The organism is Streptomyces pactum (genome assembly GCF_002005225.1).
Classification (GTDB): Bacteria; Actinomycetota; Actinomycetes; order Streptomycetales; family Streptomycetaceae; genus Streptomyces; species Streptomyces pactum_A.
The window spans coordinates 7,971,910-7,994,466 of sequence record NZ_CP019724.1; the positions used below are offsets into that span (position 1 = coordinate 7,971,910).

Consider the following 22,557-nt stretch of genomic DNA (forward strand, 5'->3'; position numbering starts at 1 on the left):
CGTCATGCCCGATGACAAAAAGCTCGTCGACTACCTCAAGTGGGTCACGGCCGATCTCCACAAGACGCGCCGGCGGCTGGAGGAGGCCGAGGCGAGCCGCCACGAGCCGATCGCGGTCGTCGGCATGGCCTGCCGGCTGCCCGGCGGCGTCGCGTCCCCGGAGGACTTCTGGCGTCTGCTGGACGAGGGCCGCGACGGCATCACGCCGTTCCCCACCGACCGGGGATGGGACCTCGAAGCCCTCGGCGGTGACGGCGCCGGCAGCAGCGCCGCCGCGGAGGGCGGCTTCGTGGACGCCGCCGCCTTCGACGCCGGGTTCTTCGGGATCTCCCCCCGCGAGGCCGTCGCCATGGACCCCCAGCAGCGGCTCCTGCTGGAGACCACCTGGGAGGCCGTCGAACGGGCCGGCATCGACCCGCGGTCCCTGCGCGGCTCACGCACCGGTGTCTTCGTCGGCACCGCCGGCGTCGACTACGTCGGCGTGGTGATGAACTCCCGCGAGGACGCCGAGGGCCACGCCACCACCGGCCTCACCGCGAGCGTCGTCTCCGGGCGCATCGCCTACGCCTTCGACCTCGCCGGCCCGGCCGTCACCGTGGACACCGCCTGCTCCTCCTCCCTGGTCGCCCTCCACCTCGCCGCGCAGTCCCTGCGCAACGGGGAGTGCGGCCTCGCTCTGGCCGGCGGCGTCACCGTCATGTCCACCCCCATGGGCTTCTCCGGCTTCACGCGCCAGGGCGGCATCTCCACCAGCGGCCGCTGCAAGGCCTTCGCCGACGCGGCCGACGGCACCGGCTGGTCCGAGGGCAGCGGCGTCCTCGTCCTGGAACGCCTCTCCGACGCCCGCCGCAACGGCCACCAGGTCCTCGCCGTCATCCGCGGCTCCGCCGTCAACCAGGACGGCGCCTCGAACGGCCTCACCGCTCCGAACGGTCCCTCCCAGCAGCGGGTCATCCGCCAGGCCCTGGCGGGCGCCGGTCTCTCCCCGGCCGACGTGGACGCCGTCGAGGCACACGGCACCGGCACCCCGCTCGGCGACCCCATCGAGGCGCAGGCCCTCCTCGCCACCTACGGCCAGGACCGGCCCGCCGACCGGCCGCTGCTCCTCGGCTCCGTGAAGTCGAACATCGGCCACTCCCAGGCCGCCGCCGGTGTCGCGGGCGTCATCAAGACCGTCCTGGCCCTGCGCCACGGCCTGCTGCCGAAGACCCTCCACGTCGACGCGCCGTCCAGCCACGTGGACTGGACCGCCGGACACGTCCGCCTCCTCACCGAACCGACCCCCTGGCCCGAGACCGGTCGGCCCCGCCGCGTGGGCGTGTCCTCCTTCGGCATCAGCGGCACCAACGCCCACCTCGTCGTCGAGCAGGCACCCGAACCGGAGGAGCCCGACGCGCCCGCCGAGCCGGCGGCACGGCCGACGCTCGTCCCATGGCCGGTCGCCGCCCGGACGAAGGCCGCTCTCGCCGCCCGGATCGACCACGTGCAGGCCCTGACGACCGGTGCCTCCGCGCTGGATGTGGGGTATTCGCTGGCTTCGGGTCGTTCGGTGTTCGAGCATCGGGCGGTGTTGCTGGCGGGTGTGGACGGCGGGTTGTCGGAGGTGGCGCGGGGGCGTGCGGGGGAGCGGTCGCTCACGGTGCTGTTCTCGGGTCAGGGTTCGCAGCGTGCGGGGATGGGGCGGGAGTTGTATGCCCGGTTCCCGGTGTTCGCGGAGGCGCTGGACGCCGTACTGGCGCACTTGGACCGGGAGTCGTCGCTGCGGGAGGTGATGTTCGGGGAGTCCGACCTCCTCGATGACACGGGTTACACGCAGCCGGCGTTGTTCGCGCTGGAGGTGGCCCTGTATCGGCTGGTGGAGTCGTGGGGTGTGCGGCCGGAGTTCGTGGCCGGTCATTCCATCGGTGAGGTCACGGCCGCGCATGTGGCGGGTGTGCTGTCGCTGGAGGACGCGTGCACGCTGGTGGCGGCCCGTGCCCGGCTGATGGGGGAGCTGCCCGCGGGCGGTGCGATGGTCGCCGTCCAGGCCGCCGAGGAGGAGGTCCGTCCGCTGCTGACGGAGGGTGTGTCCCTGGCCGCGGTCAACGGTCCCGACGCGGTGGTCGTCGCCGGTGTGGAGGGTGAGGTCCTGGCCCTGGCGGAGGCGTTCGACGGTCGTAAGACCCGGCGGCTGTCGGTGAGCCATGCGTTCCATTCGCCGTTGATGGAGCCGATGCTCGACGCGTTCCGTGAGGTCGCCGAGGGGCTGACCTACCACGAGCCGTCCCTTCCCGTCGTCTCGAACGTGACGGGCGCCCTCGCCGACGCCGGCCTGCTGTGCTCGGCGGAGTACTGGGTGCGGCACGTCCGGGAGACCGTGCGTTTCGCGGACGGGGTCCGTACCCTGACCGGGGCCGGGGTGAACGCCTTCCTGGAGCTCGGCCCCGACGGCGTCCTCACCGCGCTGACCCGGCGGATCCACGAGGCGGACGCCGGTCTGGTGGCCGAGGCCGCCCAGCGTGCCCGGCAGGGCGAGGAGAGCGCGCTGCTCACCGCAATCGCGCGGCTCCACGTGTCCGGCGTGACCGTCGACTGGTCGGCCTGGTTCGACGGCACCGGAGCCCGCCGCACCGACGTTCCCACGTACCCGTGGCAGCACCGGGCCTACTGGCCGCGCCCGCTCGCCCACGCCGCGGACCTGGCCGGGGCCGGACTCGTCCCGGCCGAACACCCGCTGCTGGGCGCGGCCGTGTCGCTGGCCGGCTCGGAGGGCGTCCTGCTCACCGGGCGCCTGTCGCTGCGCACCCACCCCTGGCTGGCCGACCACATCATGGGCGGCATGGTCCTCTTCCCCGCGACCGGATTCCTGGAACTGGCCGTCCGCGCCGGGGACCAGGTCGGTTGCGGACGCGTACAGGACCTCGCCCTCACCACCCCGCTGGTCCTCGACGAGCGCGGTGCCGTCGTCGTACAGGTGCGCGTCGGCGCCCCCGACGAATCCGGCGTCCGGGAGCTGGGCATCCACTCCCGCCCCGCCGACGCCGACGACGCGCCCTGGACCCGGCACGCCGTCGGCGCCCTGGTCCCCGGCGAACGCGGCATCGACTTCGACGCGGCCGCATGGCCGCCGCGCGACGCCGAGCCCGTCGATCTCACGGGCTTCTACGAGCGCACCGAGTACGGCCCCCTGTTCCAAGGGCTGCGCGCCGCCTGGACGAGGGACGACGCGGTCCTCGCCGAACTGGAACTGCCCGGCCGAGGCGACGACGCGGCGCTCTTCGCCCTGCACCCGGCGCTGCTGACCGCCGCGCTGCACGCCGTGGAGTTCGTCCGGCTGAAGGACGCGGACCAGGGACTCCTGCCCTTCTCCTGGTCCGGGGTCTGCCTGCACGCCTCCGGCGCCGCGCGGCTGCGCGTCCGGCTCACCAAGGTCGGCGAGGACTCCGTGTCCATCGCCGCCGCCGACCCCACGGGCCGGCCCGTCCTCTCGGTCGAGTCGCTGGCCCTGCGCCCCTCGTCCGCCGCCCGGCTGCTCGGTCCGGCCCCCGCCCCCGCAGCCGCGGCGAGCGCGCAGACCGCAGACGTGTCGCCCGGGACGGGGCAGGCGGGCCGCGCGCCGCGGGCCGCGGCTGCTTCCACCGCTGCCCCCCTCACCGCCCCGGCCTCCTTCCGGGAGCGCCTGGACACCCTTGGCGCCGGCGAACGCGAGCAGGCGCTGCGCGACCTCGTCGTCGCCCACACCGCGGAACTCCTCGGCCACGCCGACCCGTCCGAGGTCGACCCGGAGCGGGACTTCCTCGAGCTCGGCTTCGATTCGCTCATCGGTATCGAACTGCGCCGCAAGCTCGGTGAAGCCACCGGAATCCCGCTGCCGGCCAGCATCGTCTACGACAGCGGTTCGCCCGGGGGACTCACCACCTGGCTGGCCACCGAACTGTCCGCGCAGGGCGGCGGCCCGGCCGCCCGTGGCGGTGCCGCGGCAGGCAGCCCGGCCGAGAACGACTCACTGGAGCGGCTGTTCCTCGACGGCCTCGCCCGCGGCAGGATCCGGGAGGCCCAGCGCATGCTGGCCACCGTCGCCGCGCTGCGGCCCACCTTCGAGGCGACGGCCGAACTGGAGGACTTGCCCTGGCCGGTGACGCTCGCCGAGGGACCGGCGCCGTCGCGACTCGTCTGCGTCAGCGCGCCCACCGCCAACGGCGGCGTCCACCAGTACGCGACACTGGCCGGCCACTTCCGGGGCCGGCGGCACGTCGCCGCGCTGCCCCTGGTCGGGTTCGCCACCGGGGAATCCCTGCCCGCCGGCCCCGAGCAGGCGGCCCGGGTGATCGCCGAAAGCGCGCTCCAGGCGGCGGACGGCCACCCGTTCGTCCTGGTCGGACACTCGTCCGGCGGTTCCCTCGCCTACGCCGCGGCCGGCGTGCTGGAAAGCACCTGGGGCATCCGCCCGCAAGCCGTGGTCCTGCTGGACACCTTGAGCATTCGGCACGAGAGCGACGAGGGCGTCGACTACTCCGGCATGATGAAGTTCAACTTCACGCAGGTCGACGACTCCCCGGTGCGGCTCACCAACTCGCGCCTGTCCGCCATGGGCCGCTGGATGGTGCTGCTGAACGCCCTCGACGTACAGCCCACGACCGCTCCCGTGCTGGAGATCAAGTGCACGCGCGCCCTGATCGAGGGGGTGCCCGCACCCGACCCGGAGCGTCTGCACGAGCCGGTGGTGCCGTCGGCGGCCGTCCGGCCGGTGGACGCCGACCACCTCTCCCTCATCCGTGAGGACTCGGGGGAGGCCGCGAACCTGATGGAGGAATGGCTGACCGCGCGGGAAACCGGCGAACCGGTCACCACCGCAACCGCCGACGCCACCAGTGATGTCGACGAGACGGCCGGAGCGCTCTGACCGGACCTCATCGGGGAAACCCCCAGACCTCTGCCGTCCTCGCCCCCGGGCCGGGGGCGAGTGGTGCCCGCCACCCGCCCCCGGCCCGCTCGTCCCGAGTGGTGCCCGCCACCCACGCCCGGCCTGCTCGTCCCGCCAGGCTCTCCAGGCTTTAGGGAAACCCGCAGTCCATGACGGCCAGACTGGCCACGGACCGGGTCGCGCCCCTGCCGCCCGGTCCGGAGCACCGGCCGGGCCGAGTCCATTCGGCCCCGGCCGGCCTGCGAACAGGGTCGTGGCGTGGATTCCGGGAATCGCCGCTCTCCGCGTTCCCGGAATCTCAGTGAGAGGTGGGCACCTGATGTCGAACGAGGACAAGCTCCGCGTGTACCTCAAGCGGGCGATCGCCGACCTGCAGGAGGCCCGGCAGCAGCTCAGCGAGGCGGAGAACCGGGACCGCGAGCCCGTCGCCGTCGTCGCCATGGCCTGCCGCTACCCCGGTGGCGTCCGCTCACCCGAGGAACTGTGGGAGCTGGCCCGGGACGGAGTGGACGCCATATCGGCGTTCCCCGGCAACCGGGGCTGGGACCTCGACCGGCTCTTCCACCCCGACCCCGAACACCACGGCACCACCTACGCCCGCGAGGGCGGATTCCTGCACGAGGCCGGCGAGTTCGACCCGGCGTTCTTCGGGATCTCCCCGCGCGAGGCCCTCGCCATGGACCCGCAGCAGCGCCTGCTGCTGGAGACCTCCTGGGAGGCCCTGGAACGCGCCGGCATCGTCCCCGACACCCTCACCGGCAGCCCCACCGGCATCTTCGTCGGCACCGGCCACGGAGACTACGACGGTGCCGCCCGCGGCCGGCACGAAGAGGTCGCCGGACACCTCCTCACCGGCAACACCGTCGCCGTCGCCTCCGGCCGCCTCTCCTACACGTACGGCTTCGAGGGCCCGGCGGTCACCGTCGACACCGCCTGCTCCTCCTCCCTGGTCGCCCTCCACCTGGCCGTGCGCTCCCTGCGCCAGGGGGAGTGCTCCCTCGCCCTGGCCGGCGGCGCCACGGTCATGTCGACGCCGAAGATGTTCACCGAGTTCGCCCGCCAGCGGGGTCTGGCCGCCGACGGCCGCTGCAAGGCGTTCGCCGCCGGCGCCGACGGCACCGCCTGGTCCGAGGGCGTCGGCCTGATCGTGCTGGAGCGCCTGTCGGACGCCCGCCGCAACGGGCATCCCGTGCTCGCGGTGGTCCGCGGCTCCGCCATCAACCAGGACGGCGCATCCAACGGACTCACCGCCCCCAACGGCCCCTCCCAGCAGCGTCTGATCCGCCAGGCCCTCATCGACGCCGGGATCGGCGCCGCCGACATCGACGTGGTCGAGGCGCACGGCACCGGCACCACCCTGGGTGACCCGATCGAGGCGCAGGCCCTGCTCGCCACCTACGGCCAGGACCGTCCGGCCGACCGGCCGCTGCTGCTGGGCTCACTGAAGTCCAACATCGGCCACACCCAGGCCGCCTCGGGAGTCGGTGGCGTCATCAAGATGGTGCAGGCCATGCGGCACGGCACCCTGCCCAAGAGCCTCCACATCGACGCACCCACCCCCCACGCCGACTGGGCCGACGGTGCCGTCGACCTGCTCACCGAGCACACCGCCTGGCCCGAGACCGGCCGCCCGCGCCGCGCCGCCGTCTCCTCCTTCGGCGTCAGCGGCACCAACGCCCACCTCGTACTGGAGCAGGCGCCGGCCGAGGAAACCGGGGCCGACACCGACACCGACACCGAGGCCGACACCGAGGCCGAGGCCGGGGCTGGGGCTGGGACGGGGGCCGCCCAGGCCCCCGTGTGGCTGCCGTGGGTGGTGTCGGGCAAGTCGCGTGAGGCGGTGCGGGAGCAGGCGGCGCGGCTGGCGGCGTCCGTGCGCGGGACCGGCGCCGAAGCGCTGGACGTGGCACATGCGCTGGCGTCGACCCGGGTCGCCATGGACCACCGTGCGGTGGTCGTCGGCCAGGGCGCCGACGACCTCCTGGCCGGCCTCGACGCGCTCACCGCCGGACGGTCCCGCCCGAACGTCGTCGAGGGCGCGTCCGCCGACGGCGGCGCCGTGTTCGTGTTCCCGGGCCAGGGATCGCAGTGGGCCGGTATGGCCGTCGAGCTCCTCGACACCTCACCCGTCTTCGCGGCCCGCATGGCCGCCTGCGCCGATGCGCTCGCTCCCCACGTGGAGTGGTCGTTGCTGGATGTGGTGCGGGGGGTGGAGGGTGCTCCTTCGTTGGAGCGGGTGGATGTGGTGCAGCCGGTGTTGTGGGCTGTGATGGTGTCGTTGGCGGAGGTGTGGCGGTCGTGTGGTGTGCGGCCGGCTGCTGTGGTGGGTCATTCGCAGGGTGAGATCGCGGCGGCGTGTGTGGCGGGTGCGTTGTCGTTGGAGGATGCGGCGCTGGTGGTGGCGTTGCGGTCGCGTGCGTTGCGTGCGTTGTCGGGTGCGGGTGGCATGGTGTCGGTGTCCCGTGGTGTGTCGGTGGTGCGTGAGCTGGTCGGCCGGTGGGAGGGCCGGGTGTCGGTGGCTGCGGTGAACGGGCCGTCGTCGGTGGTGGTCTCGGGTGACGCGGACGCGTTGGACGAGCTGCTGGTGGTGTGTGAGGCGGAGGGGGTGCGGGCCCGTCGGGTGGCGGTGGACTACGCGTCGCATTCGGCTCATGTGGAGCGTATCGAGGGTGAGTTGGCGGAGTTGCTGGCTCCGGTGGTGCCGCGTTCGTGTGAGGTGCCGTTCTATTCGACGGTGTCGGGTGGTGTGATCGACACCGCCGGGCTGGATGCGGGGTACTGGTATCGGAATCTGCGGGGGACGGTGGAGTTCGAGGCGGCGACGCGTGCGCTGCTGGCGGATGGTTTCCGGGTGCTGGTGGAGGTGAGTGCGCATCCGGTGGTGGCGACGGGGGTGCGGGAGACCGTCGAGGACGCGGGTGTGCCGGCGGGTGTGGTGGGCACGTTGCGGCGGGACGAGGGGGGCTGGGAGCGGTTCACGTTGTCGTTGGGTGAGGCGTGGGCGTACGGGGCGGACGTCGACTGGGCCGCCTTCTACGCGGGCACCCGCCCCCGGCGCGTCGACCTCCCCACCTACCCCTTCCAGCACGAGTGGTACTGGCTCACCCCCGGCGAGAACGACCGGCCGGCGGGCGCCGGAACCGACCCCGCCGACGGCGAGTTCTGGGCGGCCGTCGAGAGCGAGGACGTCACCCGGCTGTCCACCGTCCTCGACATCACCGGCGACGACACCGAGGCCTTCAGCAGCCTGCTGCCCGCCCTCGCCTCCTGGCGGCGACGCCGCACCCTGCGCACCACCCTCGACGCCTGGCGCCACCGCGTCCACTGGACCCCGCTGACCGGCGCCGCCGGACCCGTCCCCGACGGCCGCTGGGCCGCGCTCGTCCCGGCCGGGCACGCCGACGACGCCTGGGTCACCGACGTCCTGGCCGCCCTCTCCGCCCGCGGACTGCGGGTCGACCGCCACGACCTGACCGGCGACGAGGACACCGCCGCCCTCACCGCCCTGCTCACCACCCCCGACGGCCCGGAACCCGCCGGAGTGCTGTCGCTGCTCGCCCTCGACGAGCGGCCCCACCCCGACCACCCCGCCGTACCCCGCGGCCTCGCCGCCACCAAGGAGCTGACGCACGCCCTCGCCGGCACGGGCGCCCGCCTGTGGGCGCTCACCAGGGGCGCCGTCTCCGTGGACGGCAGGGACCCGCTGACCGCACCCGTCCAGGCGCAGACCTGGGGCTTCGGCCGCGCCGTCGCCTTCGAACTCCCCGACACCTGGGGCGGACTCGTCGACCTGCCGCCAGTCTCCGACCCGCGCGCCCTCGACCGCCTGCCCGCACTGCTCGGCGGCCCCGAGGACCAGCTCGCCGTACGCGCCTCCGGCTCCTACGCCCGCCGGCTCGCCCGGATGCCGCTGCCCGAGCCCACGCGCGGCACCGACCCGGCCGGTACCAACACCACCGGCACGGACCCCGGCACCACCGGCACCGACCCGGCCGGTACCGGCACCGACGCCACCGGTACCGGCATCACCGGCACCGACCCCGCCGACACCTGGGGCACGCACGACACCGTCCTGATCACCGGCGGCACCGGCGCCCTCGGCGCGCACGTCGCCCGCTCCCTGGCCGCCGCCGGCACCCGGCACCTGGTCCTCACCAGCCGCCGCGGCCCCGACGCCCCCAAAGTCGCCGACCTCACCGCCGAACTCACCGCCCACGGTGCCCGCGTCACCGTCGCCGACTGCGACGTCGCCGACCGCGACCAGCTCGCCGCGCTCCTCGGCTCCCTCCCCGCCGACCTGCCGCTCACCGGCGTCGTCCACGCCGCGGGCGTCCTCGACGACGGCGTCCTCGACGCCCTCACCCTGGACCGCTTCGACGCCGTCCTGCGCCCGAAGACCCTCGGCACCGCCAACCTGCACGAACTCACCCGCGACCACGACCTGTCGATGTTCGTGCTGTTCTCCTCCGTCGTCGGCGTCCTCGGCAACGCCGGACAGGCCAACTACGCCGCCGCCAACGCCCACCTCGACGCCGTCGCCGAGCAGCGCCGCGCCGCCGGCCTGCCCGTCACCTCCGTCGCCTGGGGCCCCTGGGCCGACGCCGGCATGGCCACCGCCGACGTCCTCGCCGACCGGATGCGCCACGACGGACTCACCCCGATGCCGCCCGACACCGCCGTCGCCGCCCTGCGCGCCGCCGTCGGCGAGGGCGTCCCGCACGCCACCGTCCTCGACGTCGACTGGCCCTCGTACGCCACCGCCCTGACCGCGGCCCGGCCCAGTCCCCTCCTCGCGGACCTGCCCGAGGTCCGCCGTGCCCTGGAGGCGGCGAAGGCCACCGCACCTGACACCCACGCCCTGCGCGACCGGCTGCGCGGCCTCGCTCCCACCGAACAGGACCGTCTGCTCACCGACCTGGTCCGCGCCGAGGTCGCCACCGCCCTGCGGTACGCCTCGCCCGAGGCGGTCGACGTGCACCGCGCCTTCAAGGACCTCGGCTTCGACTCGCTCACCGCCGTCGAGGTGCGCAACCGCATCACCGCCGCCACCGACGTCAAGCTGCCCACGACGCTCCTGTTCGACCACCCCAACACCGCCGCCGTCGTCGACCACCTGAGGGACCGGCTGCTCGGCGGAGAGCGGCCCGCCGCCGCACCCGTGGCCGTCGCGGCCGGTGTCACGGACGAGCCGATGGCCGTGGTCGCCATGGCCTGCCGCTTCCCCGGCGGGGTCACCACCCCCGAGGAACTGTGGGACCTGATGGCCGCCGAGGTCGACGCGGTGTCCACGCCGCCCGCCGACCGGGGCTGGGACCTCGACTCGATGTACGACCCCGACTCCGAACGCCAAGGCACCACCTACAGCCGTGAGGGCGGCTTCATCCAGGACGTCGCCGGATTCGACCCGGCGTTCTTCGGTATCTCCCCGCGCGAGGCCCTCGCCATGGACCCGCAGCAGCGCCTGCTGCTGGAGACCTCCTGGGAGACGTTCGAACGCGCCGGCATCGACCCGGAGAGCCTGCGCGCCACGGCCACCGGCGTCTTCGTCGGCACCATCAACACCGACTACCAGGTCCGCCTCGGCGGTGCCGCCGCCCAGGAGCAGCTCGCCGGCCACCTCATGACGGGCAACGCCTCCAGCATCGCGTCGGGCCGCCTGTCCTACACGTACGGCTTCGAGGGCCCCGCCGTCACCATGGACACCGGCTGCTCCTCCTCCATGGTCGCCCTGCACCTGGCCCTGCAGTCGCTGCGCACCGGCGAGTGCACCATGGCCCTGGCCGGCGGCGTCACCATCATGTCCACCCCCGAGCCCTACGTGGAGTTCTCCCGGCAGCGGGGCCTCGCCCCCGACGGCCGCTGCAAGGCGTTCGCCGAGGGCGCCGACGGCATGGGCTTCGCCGAGGGCGTCGGCCTGGTCCTGCTGGAGCGGCTGTCCGACGCCCGCCGCAACGGCCACCCCGTGCTCGCCGTGGTCCGGGGCTCCGCCCTCAACCAGGACGGCGCCTCCAACGGCCTCACCGCCCCCAACGGCCCGTCCCAGCAGCGCGTCATCCGCCAGGCCCTCGCCAACGCCGGGCTCGTCCCCACCGAGGTCGACGTGGTCGAGGCGCACGGTACCGGCACCCCGCTCGGCGACCCCATCGAGGCCCAGGCCATCCTCGCCACCTACGGCCAGGACCGTCCGGCCGACCGGCCGCTGCTGCTGGGCTCGCTGAAGTCGAACATCGGCCACACCCAGGCCGCCGCGGGAGTCGGCGGCATGATGAAGATGGTGCTCGCGATGCGGCACGGCACGGTGCCCAGAAGCCTGCACATCACCGCACCCACTTCGGTCGTCGACTGGTCCGGCGGTGCCGTCCGCCTGGTCACGGAGGCCACCCCCTGGCCGGACGCCGGCCATCCCCGCCGCGCCGGCATCTCCTCTTTCGGCATCAGCGGCACCAACGGCCACCTCATCCTCGAACAGGCCCCGGAACCCGAGCCCGCCGACGGGACCGGCGGCCCGGCCGCGGAGACGGACGGCGTCCTCACCGAAGCGGGCCAGGCCCCGGCGTGGCTGCCGTGGGCGGTGTCGGCGAAGTCGCGTGAGGCGGTGCGGGAGCAGGCCGCGCGGCTGGCCGCGTCCGTGCGCGACAGCGGTGCGGGTGCGCTGGACGTGGCGCACTCGCTGGTCTCGACCCGCGTCGCCATGGACCACCGCGCGGTCGTCGTCGGCAGCGACCTCGACGGCCTCCTCTCCGGCCTCGACGCGCTCGCCGCCGCCGAGCCGTCCGCCCGCGTCGTGGACGGCGTCGCCGAGACCGGACCCGGCGCCGTGTTCGTCTTCCCGGGCCAGGGCTCCCAGTGGGCCGGCATGGCCGTTGAACTCCTGGACACGTCCCCGGTGTTCGCCGCTCGCATGGCGGAGTGCGCGGCCGCCCTGTCACCGCACGTGGAGTGGTCGTTGCTGGACGTGGTGCGGGGTGTGGAGGGTGCTCCTTCGTTGGAGCGGGTGGATGTGGTGCAGCCGGTGTTGTGGGCGGTGATGGTGTCGTTGGCGGAGGTGTGGCGGTCGTGCGGTGTGCGGCCGGGTGCGGTGGTGGGTCATTCGCAGGGTGAGATCGCGGCCGCGTGTGTGGCGGGTGCGTTGTCGTTGGAGGATGCGGCGCTGGTGGTGGCGTTGCGGTCGCGTGCGTTGCGTGCGTTGTCGGGTGCGGGTGGCATGGTGTCGGTGTCCCGTGGTGTGTCGGTGGTGCGTGAGCTGGTCGGCCGGTGGGAGGGCCGGGTGTCGGTGGCTGCGGTGAACGGGCCGTCGTCGGTGGTGGTCTCGGGTGACGCGGACGCGTTGGACGAGCTGCTGGTGGTGTGTGAGGCGGAGGGGGTGCGGGCCCGTCGGGTGGCGGTGGACTACGCGTCGCACTCGGCTCATGTGGAGCGTATCGAGGACGAGTTGGCGGAGCTGCTGGCTCCGGTGGTGCCGCGCTCGTGCGAGGTGCCGTTCTACTCGACGGTCTCCGGTGGTGTGTACGACACCGCCGGGCTGGATGCGGGGTACTGGTATCGGAATCTGCGGGGGACGGTGGAGTTCGAGGCGGCGACGCGTGCGCTGCTGGCGGACGGTTTCCGGGTGCTGGTGGAGGTGAGTGCGCATCCGGTCGTGGCGACGAGTGTGCGCGAGACGGTCGAGGACGCGGGTGTGCCGGCCGGTGTGGTGGGGACGCTGCGTCGTGACGAGGGGGGCTGGGAGCGGTTCACGCTGTCGCTCGGTGAGGCATGGGCGTACGGGGCGGACGTCGACTGGGCCGCCTTCTACGCGGGCACCCGCCCCCGGCGCGTCGACCTCCCCACCTACCCCTTCCAACGGCAGCCCTACTGGCCCCGTTTCGCCGACTCCGCCGGCGACGTCACCTCCGCCGGACTGGAGTCACCCGACCACCCGCTGCTCGGCGCCTCGGTCGAACTCGCCGGCGGTGACGGACTCGTCGCCACCGCCCGCTGGTCCCTGCGCGGCCAGCCCTGGCTCGCCGACCACGCCGTGTCCGGCACCGTCATCGTGCCCGGCACCGCACTCGTCGAGTCCGTCATCCGCGCCGGCGACGTCCTCGGCGTCGGCGGCATCGACGAACTGACCCTCCAGGCACCCGTCGTCCTCCAGGAACGCGGCGAGGTCCAGGTCCAGATCGGCATCGGTGACGCCGACGACACCGGCCGCCGCCCGGTCACCGTCCACACCCGGTCCACCGGCCCCGACGGCGACACCGAGGACCAGTGGACCCCGCGCGCCCAGGGCACCCTCGTCGAACCGGGCGCCCCCGCCGTGGCCCGGCCCGAGGACTTCACCGCCTGGCCGCCGCCCGGCGCCACCGCCCTGGCCGCCGACGGCTTCTACGACCTGCTCGCCGGCCGCGGCTACGAGTACGGCCCCGTCTTCCAGGGCGTCCGCGCCACCTGGCGGCGCGGCGACGACGTGTTCGCGGAGGTCGTCCTGCCCGACCAGGTGCGCGGCGACGCCGCCCGGTTCGGCATCCACCCCGCCCTGCTCGACGCCGCCCTGCACGCCGCCGGTCTCGCCCCCGGCGGCGACGACCGCACCGTCGTGCCCTTCGCCTGGTCCGGCGTCTCCCTGTACGCCACCGGTGCCACCGCACTGCGCGTACGGATCTCCCCGGCGGGCGAGGACACCGTCACCGTCCACCTCACCGACCCCAGCGGCGCGCCCGTCGCCGTCATCGACGCGCTGGCCGTGCGCGAGGTGGCCGCCGAGACCCTCGACCCGTCCGCACGGGCCGCCCGCGACTGGCTGTTCCACCTCGACTGGACCTCCCTCACGCCCGCCGACACGCCCTTCGACGCATCCGGCTGGGCCGTGCTCCGAGGCACCCCGGACAGCCCCGTCACCGCCCCGGACGGCACCGGCGCCCCGCTGCCCGCCCTCGCCGACCTCTCGGTGCTCGACGGATCCGCCGGCCGACTTCCCACCGCGGTACTGCTGTTCGCCGGGCAGGGCCCCACGGCCGCACACGCTGACGACGCGTCGGCCGCCGCGCGCCCCGGTGAGGACGCGCAGGCCGCCGCACGTCGCGGCGGCGACACCCCGGCCGTCCCGGACGCCGTCCTCGGCGGCGACACCCCGGCCGCCCCGGGCGCAGTCCTCGGCGACGGCACCCCGGCCGCCCCGGGCGCAGTCCTCGGCGACGGCACCCCGGCTGCACCGGACGCTGTCCTCGACCGCGACACCCCGGCCGTCCCGGACGCTGTCCTCGGTGACGTCCTGACCACCGTCAACGACTGGCTCGCCGACGACCGCACCGCCGGCATCCCCCTCGTCGTCGTCACCCGGGGCGCCGTCGCCACCGGACCCGGCGACCCCGCCCACGATCTGCCCGGTGCCGCGGTCTGGGGCCTGGTGCGCTCCGCCCAGTCCCAGCACCCCGGCCGGCTCGTCCTCGCCGACCTCGACGTCCACGAGGACTCCTGGCGGGCCCTGCCCGCCGCGCTCGCCACCGGCGAACCGCAGCTCGCCCTGCGCCAGGGCACCGCCCACGCGCCCCGGCTGACCCGCGCCCGCACCGCCGACACCCTCACCGCACCCGACGGCGCCACCGCATGGCGCCTCGACATCCCGGTGAAGGGCTCCGTGGACCAGTTGGAACTGGTGCCCTGCCCCGAGACCACCGACGAGTCCGCGCCCGGACACGTCCTCGTCGAGGTGCGTGCCGCCGGACTCAACTTCCGCGACGTCCTCAACACCCTCGGCATGTACCCCGGACCCGCCGTGCTCCTCGGCGCCGAGGCCGCCGGCGTCGTCACCGCCACCGGGCCCGGCGTCACCGGCTTCGCGCCCGGCGACCGCGTCATGGGCCTGGTCACCGGCGGTTTCGCCACCCACGCCGTCGCCGACGCCCGCATGCTCGCGCCCATGCCCGACGGCTGGACCTTCACCCAGGCCGCGTCCGTGCCCGTCGCCTTCCTCACCGCCTACTACGGCCTGCGCGACCTCGCCGGCCTCACCGCGGGCGAGTCCGTCCTCGTCCACGCCGCCGCGGGCGGTGTCGGCATGGCCGCGGCCCAGCTCGCCCGCCACTGGGGCGCCGAGGTCTACGGCACCGCCGGTGACCACAAGCGCCGGCTGCTGCGCGCCGAAGGCTGGGCCGACGACCACCTGGCCTCCTCCCGCACCCTCGACTTCGAGGACCGGTTCCGGGCCACCAGCGGCGGACGCGGCGTGGACGTCGTACTGAACTCGCTGGCCGGCGACTTCGTCGACGCCTCCCTGCGCCTCCTCGCCCCCGGCGGACGGCTCGTCGAAATGGGCAAGACGGACGTCCGCGACCCCGACGAGGTCTCCCGCGCACACCCCGGCGTCGCCCGCTACCAGGCGTACGAGCTGCGCGAGGCCGGCGAGGACCGCATCCGGGAGATGTTCGCCGACCTCACCCGCCTGTTCGCGACCGGCGCCCTGCGTCCGCTGCCCACCGTCACCTGGGACGTCCACCAGGCCCGCGACGCCTTCCGCCACATGGCGCAGGCCAAGCACTACGGCAAGATCGTCCTCACCGTGCCGCGCGCCTGGGACCCCGGGGGCACCGTCCTGATCACCGGCGGCACCGGCACCATCGGCGGCATCCTCGCCCGCCACCTCGTCACCCGCCACGGCATGCGGCACCTGCTGCTCACCGGCCGCCGCGGCCCCGACGCCCCCGGCGCCACCGCCCTGCGCGACGAACTCACCGCCCTCGGCGCCGAGGTGACCGTCACCGCCTGCGACGTCGCCGACGCCGACCAGCTCGCCGCGGCCCTCGCCGCCGTCCCCGCCGCACACCCCCTGACCGCCGTGGTGCACGCGGCCGGTGTCCTGGACGACGGAACCCTCGAACACCTCACCGCCGAGCGGCTGCGCACCGTCCTGGCCCCCAAGGCCGACGCCGCCCGCCACCTGCACCGCCTCACCCGCGACCTCGACCTCGCCGACCTGGTGCTCTTCTCCGCCGGCGCGGGCGTCTTCGGCAACGCCGGACAGGCCAACTACGCCGCCGCCAACACCTACCTCGACGCCCTCGCCCACCGCCGCCGCGCCGACGGCCTGCCCACCACCTCCCTGTCCTGGGGCCTGTGGGCCGACGCCAGCGCCATGACCGGCCACCTCGACGACACCGACCTCGCGCGCGTCCGCCGCTCCGGCGTCCTGCCGCTGTCCGCCGCCGACGGCATGGCCCTGTTCGACGCCGCGCTCACCGCGCAGCGCCCGCACCTGGTCCCCGTACGCCTCGACACCGGCCGCCTGCGCGCCGGCGACGGCGAGGTCCCGCACCTGCTGCGCGCCCTGCACCGGGGCCCGGTCCGCCGCACCGCCGAGGCTCGGTCCGCAGGCGGCACCGACGCCCTGCGGCTGCGCCTGGCCGGCCTGCCCGCCGACGACCGGCTCACCGTCCTGCGCGACCTCGTCGCCACCCACGCCGCCGCCGTCCTCGGCCACACCGACCCCGGCCGGCTGCACGGCGGGCGCGCCTTCCGCGACCTCGGCTTCGACTCGCTGACCGCCGTGGAACTGCGCAACCGGCTCAACGCCGCCACCTCCCTGCGGCTGCCCGCCACCCTGGTCTTCGACCACCCGACCCTCGCCGAACTCGCCGCCCACCTCGACGGCCGACTGGGCGGCGGCGCCCCCGCACCCGCGGCCGCCTTCCCCGCGCGGCCGGCCACCGCCCCCGGCACGGACGAGACCTTCGCCATCGTCGGCATGGCCTGCCACCTCCCCGGCGCGGTGCGCTCCCCGGAGGACCTGTGGCGGCTCCTCACCGACGGCACCGACGCCATCGCCGAGGTGCCCGGCGACCGCGGCTGGGACCTCGACGGCCTCTACGACGCCCTGCCCGGCGACCAGGTCACCTCCCGCACCCGAGAAGGCGGCTTCCTGCACGACGCCGCCCACTTCGACGCCGACTTCTTCGGCATCTCCCCGCGCGAAGCGCTCGCCATGGACCCGCAGCAGCGGCTGCTCCTGGAGACCGCCTGGGAGACCTTCGAACGCGCCGGCATTGATCCCCGCTCGGTCCGCGGCACCCGCACCGGCGTCTTCGCCGGACTGTCCTCCAGCGACTACCTCAAGCGCGTCACCCGCGTCCCCGACGACATCGCCGGGTACGTCAACAACGGCAACGCCAACAGCGTGCTCTCCGGCCGCGTCGCCTACACCCTCGGCCTGGAGGGCCCGGCCGTCACCGTCGACACCGCCTGCTCCTCCTCCCTGGTCGCCCTGCACATGGCGGTCCAGTCCCTGCGTCGCGGCGAGTGCACCATGGCCCTGGCCGGCGGCGTCACCGTCATGTGCTCACCCGAGATCATCGTCGACTTCTCCCGCCAGCGCGGTCTGGCCGCCGACGGCCGCTGCAAGCCGTTCGCCGCCGCCGCCGACGGCACCGGCTTCTCCGAGGGCGTCGGCCTCGTCCTCGTCGAGCGGCTGTCCGACGCCCGCCGCAACGGCCACCAGGTCCTCGCCCTCGTCCGAGGCTCCGCCGTCAACCAGGACGGCGCCTCAAACGGCCTCACCGCGCCCAACGGGCCCGCCCAGCAGCGCGTCATCCGCCAGGCCCTCGCCGACGCCGGTGTCGCCGCCACCGAGGTGGACGCCGTGGAGGCGCACGGCACCGGCACCCGCCTCGGCGACCCCATCGAGGCCCAGGCCCTCCTCGCCACCTACGGCCAGGACCGCGACCCCGAACGTCCCCTGCTGCTCGGCTCCGTCAAGTCCAACCTGGGTCACACCCAGGCCGCCGCCGGTGTCGCCGGCGTCATGAAGATGGTCCTCGCCCTGCGCCACGGACTGCTGCCCCGCAGCCTGCACATCGACGCGCCCACCCCGCACGTCGACTGGTCCGCCGGTGCCGTCGCCCTCCTCGCCGACCCCGCCGAGTGGCCCGCACCGGCCACGCCCCGGCCCCGCCGGGCCGCCGTCTCCTCCTTCGGCATCAGCGGCACCAACGCCCACGTCATCCTCGAGCAGGCGCCGGCGGACACCACGCTCCACGGCACCGGCGCCCCGTCTCTGCCGGCCGGCACCGAGCACCCCGCGGCCCACGGCACCGACCACGCACACCAGGCCCCGGCCGCCCCGGCGCACGCCGACGAGGCGGCCGACGACGCCGACCACACGCCGGGGACCCGCGCCGACCGCCCGCTGCCCTGGCTCCTGTCCGCCCGCAGCGACGCCGCCCTGCGCGGCCAGGCCCGCGCCCTCCTCGCCCACCTCGACGCGCATCCCGGAACCGCACCCGCCGACATCGCCCTGACCCTCGCCACCCGCCGGGCCACCCTGGACAAGCGCGCCGTCGTCGTCGCCGGCACCCCGGACGACTTCCGCGCCGGCCTGGCCGCCCTCGCCGAGGGCACCCCCTCACTCGCCGTGACCAGCGGCGGCCGGGGCGCCGGACGCGACCGCAGAGCCGTCCTGGTCTTCCCCGGCCAGGGCTCCCAGTGGGCCGGCATGGGCGCCGGACTCCTGGACTCCAGCCCGGTGTTCGCCGAGCGGATCGCCGCCTGCGCCGACGCCCTCGCCCCGCACGTCGACTGGTCCCTGACCGACGTACTGCGCGGCACCGACGACGCCCCCGGCCTCGACCGGGTCGACGTCGCCCAGCCCGCCCTGTGGGCGGTGATGGTCGCGCTCGCCGAGGTGTGGCGTGCCCACGGCCTCAGGCCCGCCGCGGTCCTCGGCCACTCCCAGGGCGAGATCGCCGCCGCCGCCGTCAGCGGCGCCCTCTCCCTCGCCGACGCCGCCCGCGTAGTCGCCGTACGCAGCCTCGCCATCGCCCGCGAACTCTCCGGCCACGGCGGCATGGCCGCCGTCACCGCACCCCACGACGACGTCACCGCCCTCGTCGCCGACCTGCCCGGAGTCTCGGTCGCCGCCGTCAACGGCCCCTCCTCCGTGGTCGTCTCCGGCGACACCGACGGCCTCGAAACGCTCCTCGCCACCTGCGAGGAACAGGGCGTACGCGCCCGCCGCATCCCCGTCGACTACGCCTCCCACTCCGCGGACGTCGACCGGCTCGCCGAGAGCCTGCCCGCCGCACTGGCCGGCATCGAGCCCCGCGCCGGCGACATCCCGTTCTTCTCCACCGTCAACGCCGACTGGCAGCCCGGCACCGCCCTGGACGCCCCCTACTGGCACCGCAACCTGCGCGGCACCGTCCGCCTGGAGGAGTCCCTGCGCGCGCTCCTCGACCAGGGCCACGACGTCTTCGTGGAGTGCAGCCCCCACCCGGTCCTCACCGTCGGCATCGAGGACACCGTCACCGCGGCCGGAGCCGACGCGGTCGCCCTCGGCTCACTGCGCCGCGACGACGGCGGCACCGACCGGATGCTCACCGCACTCGCCGCCGCCCACGTCGCCGGTGTCCCCGTCGACTGGCGGCCCGCCGTCGCCCACGGCCGCCCCGTGGACCTGCCCACCTACGCCTTCCAGCGCGAGCGGTACTGGCTGGAGGCGACCGGCGCCCAGGCCGAACCGGCCGGCCTCGACACCGTCGTCCGCCTCGCCGACGGCGGCGCCGTTCTCACCGGCGGCCTCTCCCTCGCCGGCCAGCCCTGGCTGGACGCCCACCGCGTGCACGGCACCGCCGTCGTCCCCGCGACCGCCCTGCTGGACTGGGCGGTACGGGCCGGCGACGAGACCGGCTGCCCGGTCGTCACCACCCTCGACGAACACACCCCGGTCGCCGTCCCCGGACACGGCCGCGTCGACATCCAGCTCACCGTCTCCCCGCCCGCCGCCCCCGCATCCGCCGCCACCGACGGGGCCCCGCCCCGGCGGACCCTCACCATCCACTCGCGCGTCCCCGACCCGGACGGCGCCGACACCCCCTGGACCCTCAACGCCGACGGCACTCTCACCACCGCCGACTCCGACCGCGATCCCGACCCCGAGCCCGCACCGTCCGGTCCCGGCACCCGGCCGCCCGCCGGCGCCCGCCCGGCCGACCCGGGCCAGGCGCAGGACCGCCTCGACGGCAGCGGACTCGACACCGGCAACCCCTTCCGCACCGTGCGCGCACTGTGGCGGCACGGCACCGGCCTCCTCGCCGACGTGGACCTCCCCGAGGACGCCCGCGCCGACGCCACCGCCTTCCGCCTCCACCCGGCACTGCTCCAGACGGCCCTGGCCCTGGCCGCCACCCCGGAACACGCCGACGCGCCCCACCTGCCGTACGGCTGGCGGGACGTCACCACCCACGCCACCGGCGCCACCCGGCTGCGTCTGCGGCTGACCGGTGACGCCGGCACCTGGACGGTCCACGCCCACGACGGCACCGGCGCCCCCGTCCTCACCGCGACGGCCGTCACCCGCCCGGCCACCCCCGACCGGCTCCCGGCCACGACGGCCCCCGACGCACTGCACCGCGTCGAATGGACCCCGTGGGCCGGCGACACCGAGCCCGCCGACCTCACCGGCGGCTGGGCCGTCATCGGCGGCCACGGACGGCTCACCACCGCACTCGAGCGCGCCGGAGCCACCGTCGGCGTCCACGCCACCCTCGCCGACCTCGACGCCGCGCTGGACAGTGGCGACGCCGCACAGCCGGCCGTGGTCGTCGTCCCCCACACCCATGACAACGGCACCACCACGGCCACCGGCCAGGAGATGCCGGGCGCCGCCCACACCTCCGCCCAGCGGGCCCTGCGCCTGGCCACCACCTGGCTCGGCGACCCGCGCCACACGGGCACCCGGCTCCTCGTGGTGACCGAAGGAGCCCTCGCCACCGGTCCGGACGACAGCGTCCCCGCCCTCGCCGACGCCACCGTCTGGGGCCTGCTGCGCTCGGCCCAGACCGAACACCCCGGCCGCTTCCTCCTCGCCGACCTCGACCCCGCGACGGCGACCGACCTCGCGACCACGACGGACGACGGGACCACGACGGACGACGGGACCGAGACTGACCCCGCGGCCATGACCGCCTCCGCGGCGACGACCGACCTGGCGACGACCGACCTTGCGGCGACGACCGGCCCCGCGACCACGACGGATGGCGGGACCACGACGGACGACGGGACCGAGACTGACCCCGCGGCCATGACCGCCTCCGCGGCGATGACCGACCACGCGGCCGGTGAGCTCACGGACGCGGACCTCTCGGCCGCCGCCCTGATCACCGCCGTGGCCACAGCCGTGGCCGGCCGCACCGACGAGCACCAGTTCGCCGTACGCTCCGGCACCGTCACCGTGCCCCGCCTGGTCCGTGCCGACCGGGAAGGCACCGTCCCCGCGGCCCCCACCCCGTGGGGCGACGACACCGCGGCCGGAACCGTCCTCGTCACCGGCGGCACCGGCGTCCTCGGCCGTCTTGTCGCCCGCCACCTCGTCACCCGCCACGGCGTACGCCACCTGCTACTCACCGGCCGCCGCGGTCCCGACGCCCCCGGCGCCACCGCCCTACGCGACGAACTCACCGCCCTCGGCGCCCACGTCACCGTCGCCGCCTGCGATGCCGCCGACGCCGACCAGCTCGCCACGACCCTCGCCGCCGTCCCCGCCGCACACCCCCTGACCGCCGTGGTGCACGCGGCCGGCGTCCTCGACGACGGCCTCCTCGACACCCTCACCCCCGAACGCCTCGACCGCGTCCTGCGACCCAAGGCCGACGCCGCGTGGAACCTGCACGAACTCACCCGCGCCACCAAACTCACCGCGTTCGTGCTGTTCTCCTCCTACGCGGGTCTCGCCGGCGGCCCCGGACAGGCCAACTACGCCGCCGCCAACGCCTTCCTCGACGCCCTTGCCCAGCACCGGCGCGCCCGCGGCCTCTCCGCCGTCTCCCTCGCCTGGGGCCTCTGGGAGGACCGCAGCGACCTCACCGGCACCCTCGACGGGGCCGACCTCGCCCGGCTCGACCGGGCCGGCATCCGCCCCCTCACCTCCGGCCAGGGCCTCGGCCTGCTCGACACGGCCACCACCCTGGACACGGCCCACCTGGTCCCCGTACGGCTCGACCCGCGCGCCCTGCGCACCGGCCAGGTGCCCCCGCTGCTGCGCGCCCTCGCCCGGCCGGCCGCCCGCCGCACCGCGGACGCCGGGACCACGGGCGGACCGCAGGGACCGCGGGACTTCCGCCGCAGGCTCACCGCGCTCACCGCCCCCCAGCAGCGGGCGCTGCTGCACCGCACCGTCCTCGGCCACGTCGCCGCCGTCCTCGGCCACGCCTCCGCCGAGGCCCTGGACTCCGGACGCGGCTTCCTCGACCTCGGCATGTCCTCGCTGACCGCGGTGGAACTCCGCAACCGCCTCAACGCGGAGACGGGCCTGGCCCTGCCCACCACCCTCACCTTCGACCACCCGGACCCGGCCGCCCTCGTCCACCACCTGATGGACGAACTCGGCACCGCGACCGGCGACGCGGACCAGCCCGTCTTCGACGAACTCGCCGGGCTCGAGGCCGCCGTGAGCGGCACCGAACTCGACGAACAGGACCGGGCCCGCCTGGCCAAACGACTCCAGGCCCTCCAGTGGCAGCTCGACGCCGCCGCGGAGACCACCGGCCGACGTGACGACTCCGACCTCGACACCACCACGGACGACGAGATGTTCGACCTGATCGACAACGAACTCGGCCTCGCCTGACACCCATCCCGCCCGGCCCGGCCACCGCGTCCTTCCAGAACCAGAGGATCCCACCCCC

2 protein-coding genes are annotated in these 22,557 nt (G+C 75.2%); both read left to right on the forward strand.

Features of this window, described 5'->3' with window-relative positions:
- Positions 1 to 4 precede the first annotated feature (4 nt).
- Complete coding sequence (locus B1H29_RS34765; RefSeq protein ID WP_055420169.1) at positions 5 to 4,882, forward strand: type I polyketide synthase; 4,878 nt, start codon at positions 5 to 7, stop codon at positions 4,880 to 4,882.
- Between the two features lie 337 nt (positions 4,883 to 5,219).
- Complete coding sequence (locus tag B1H29_RS39675) at positions 5,220 to 22,499, forward strand: SDR family NAD(P)-dependent oxidoreductase (RefSeq protein WP_432280071.1); 17,280 nt, start codon at positions 5,220 to 5,222, stop codon at positions 22,497 to 22,499.
- The last annotated feature ends 58 nt before the right edge of the window (positions 22,500 to 22,557 follow it).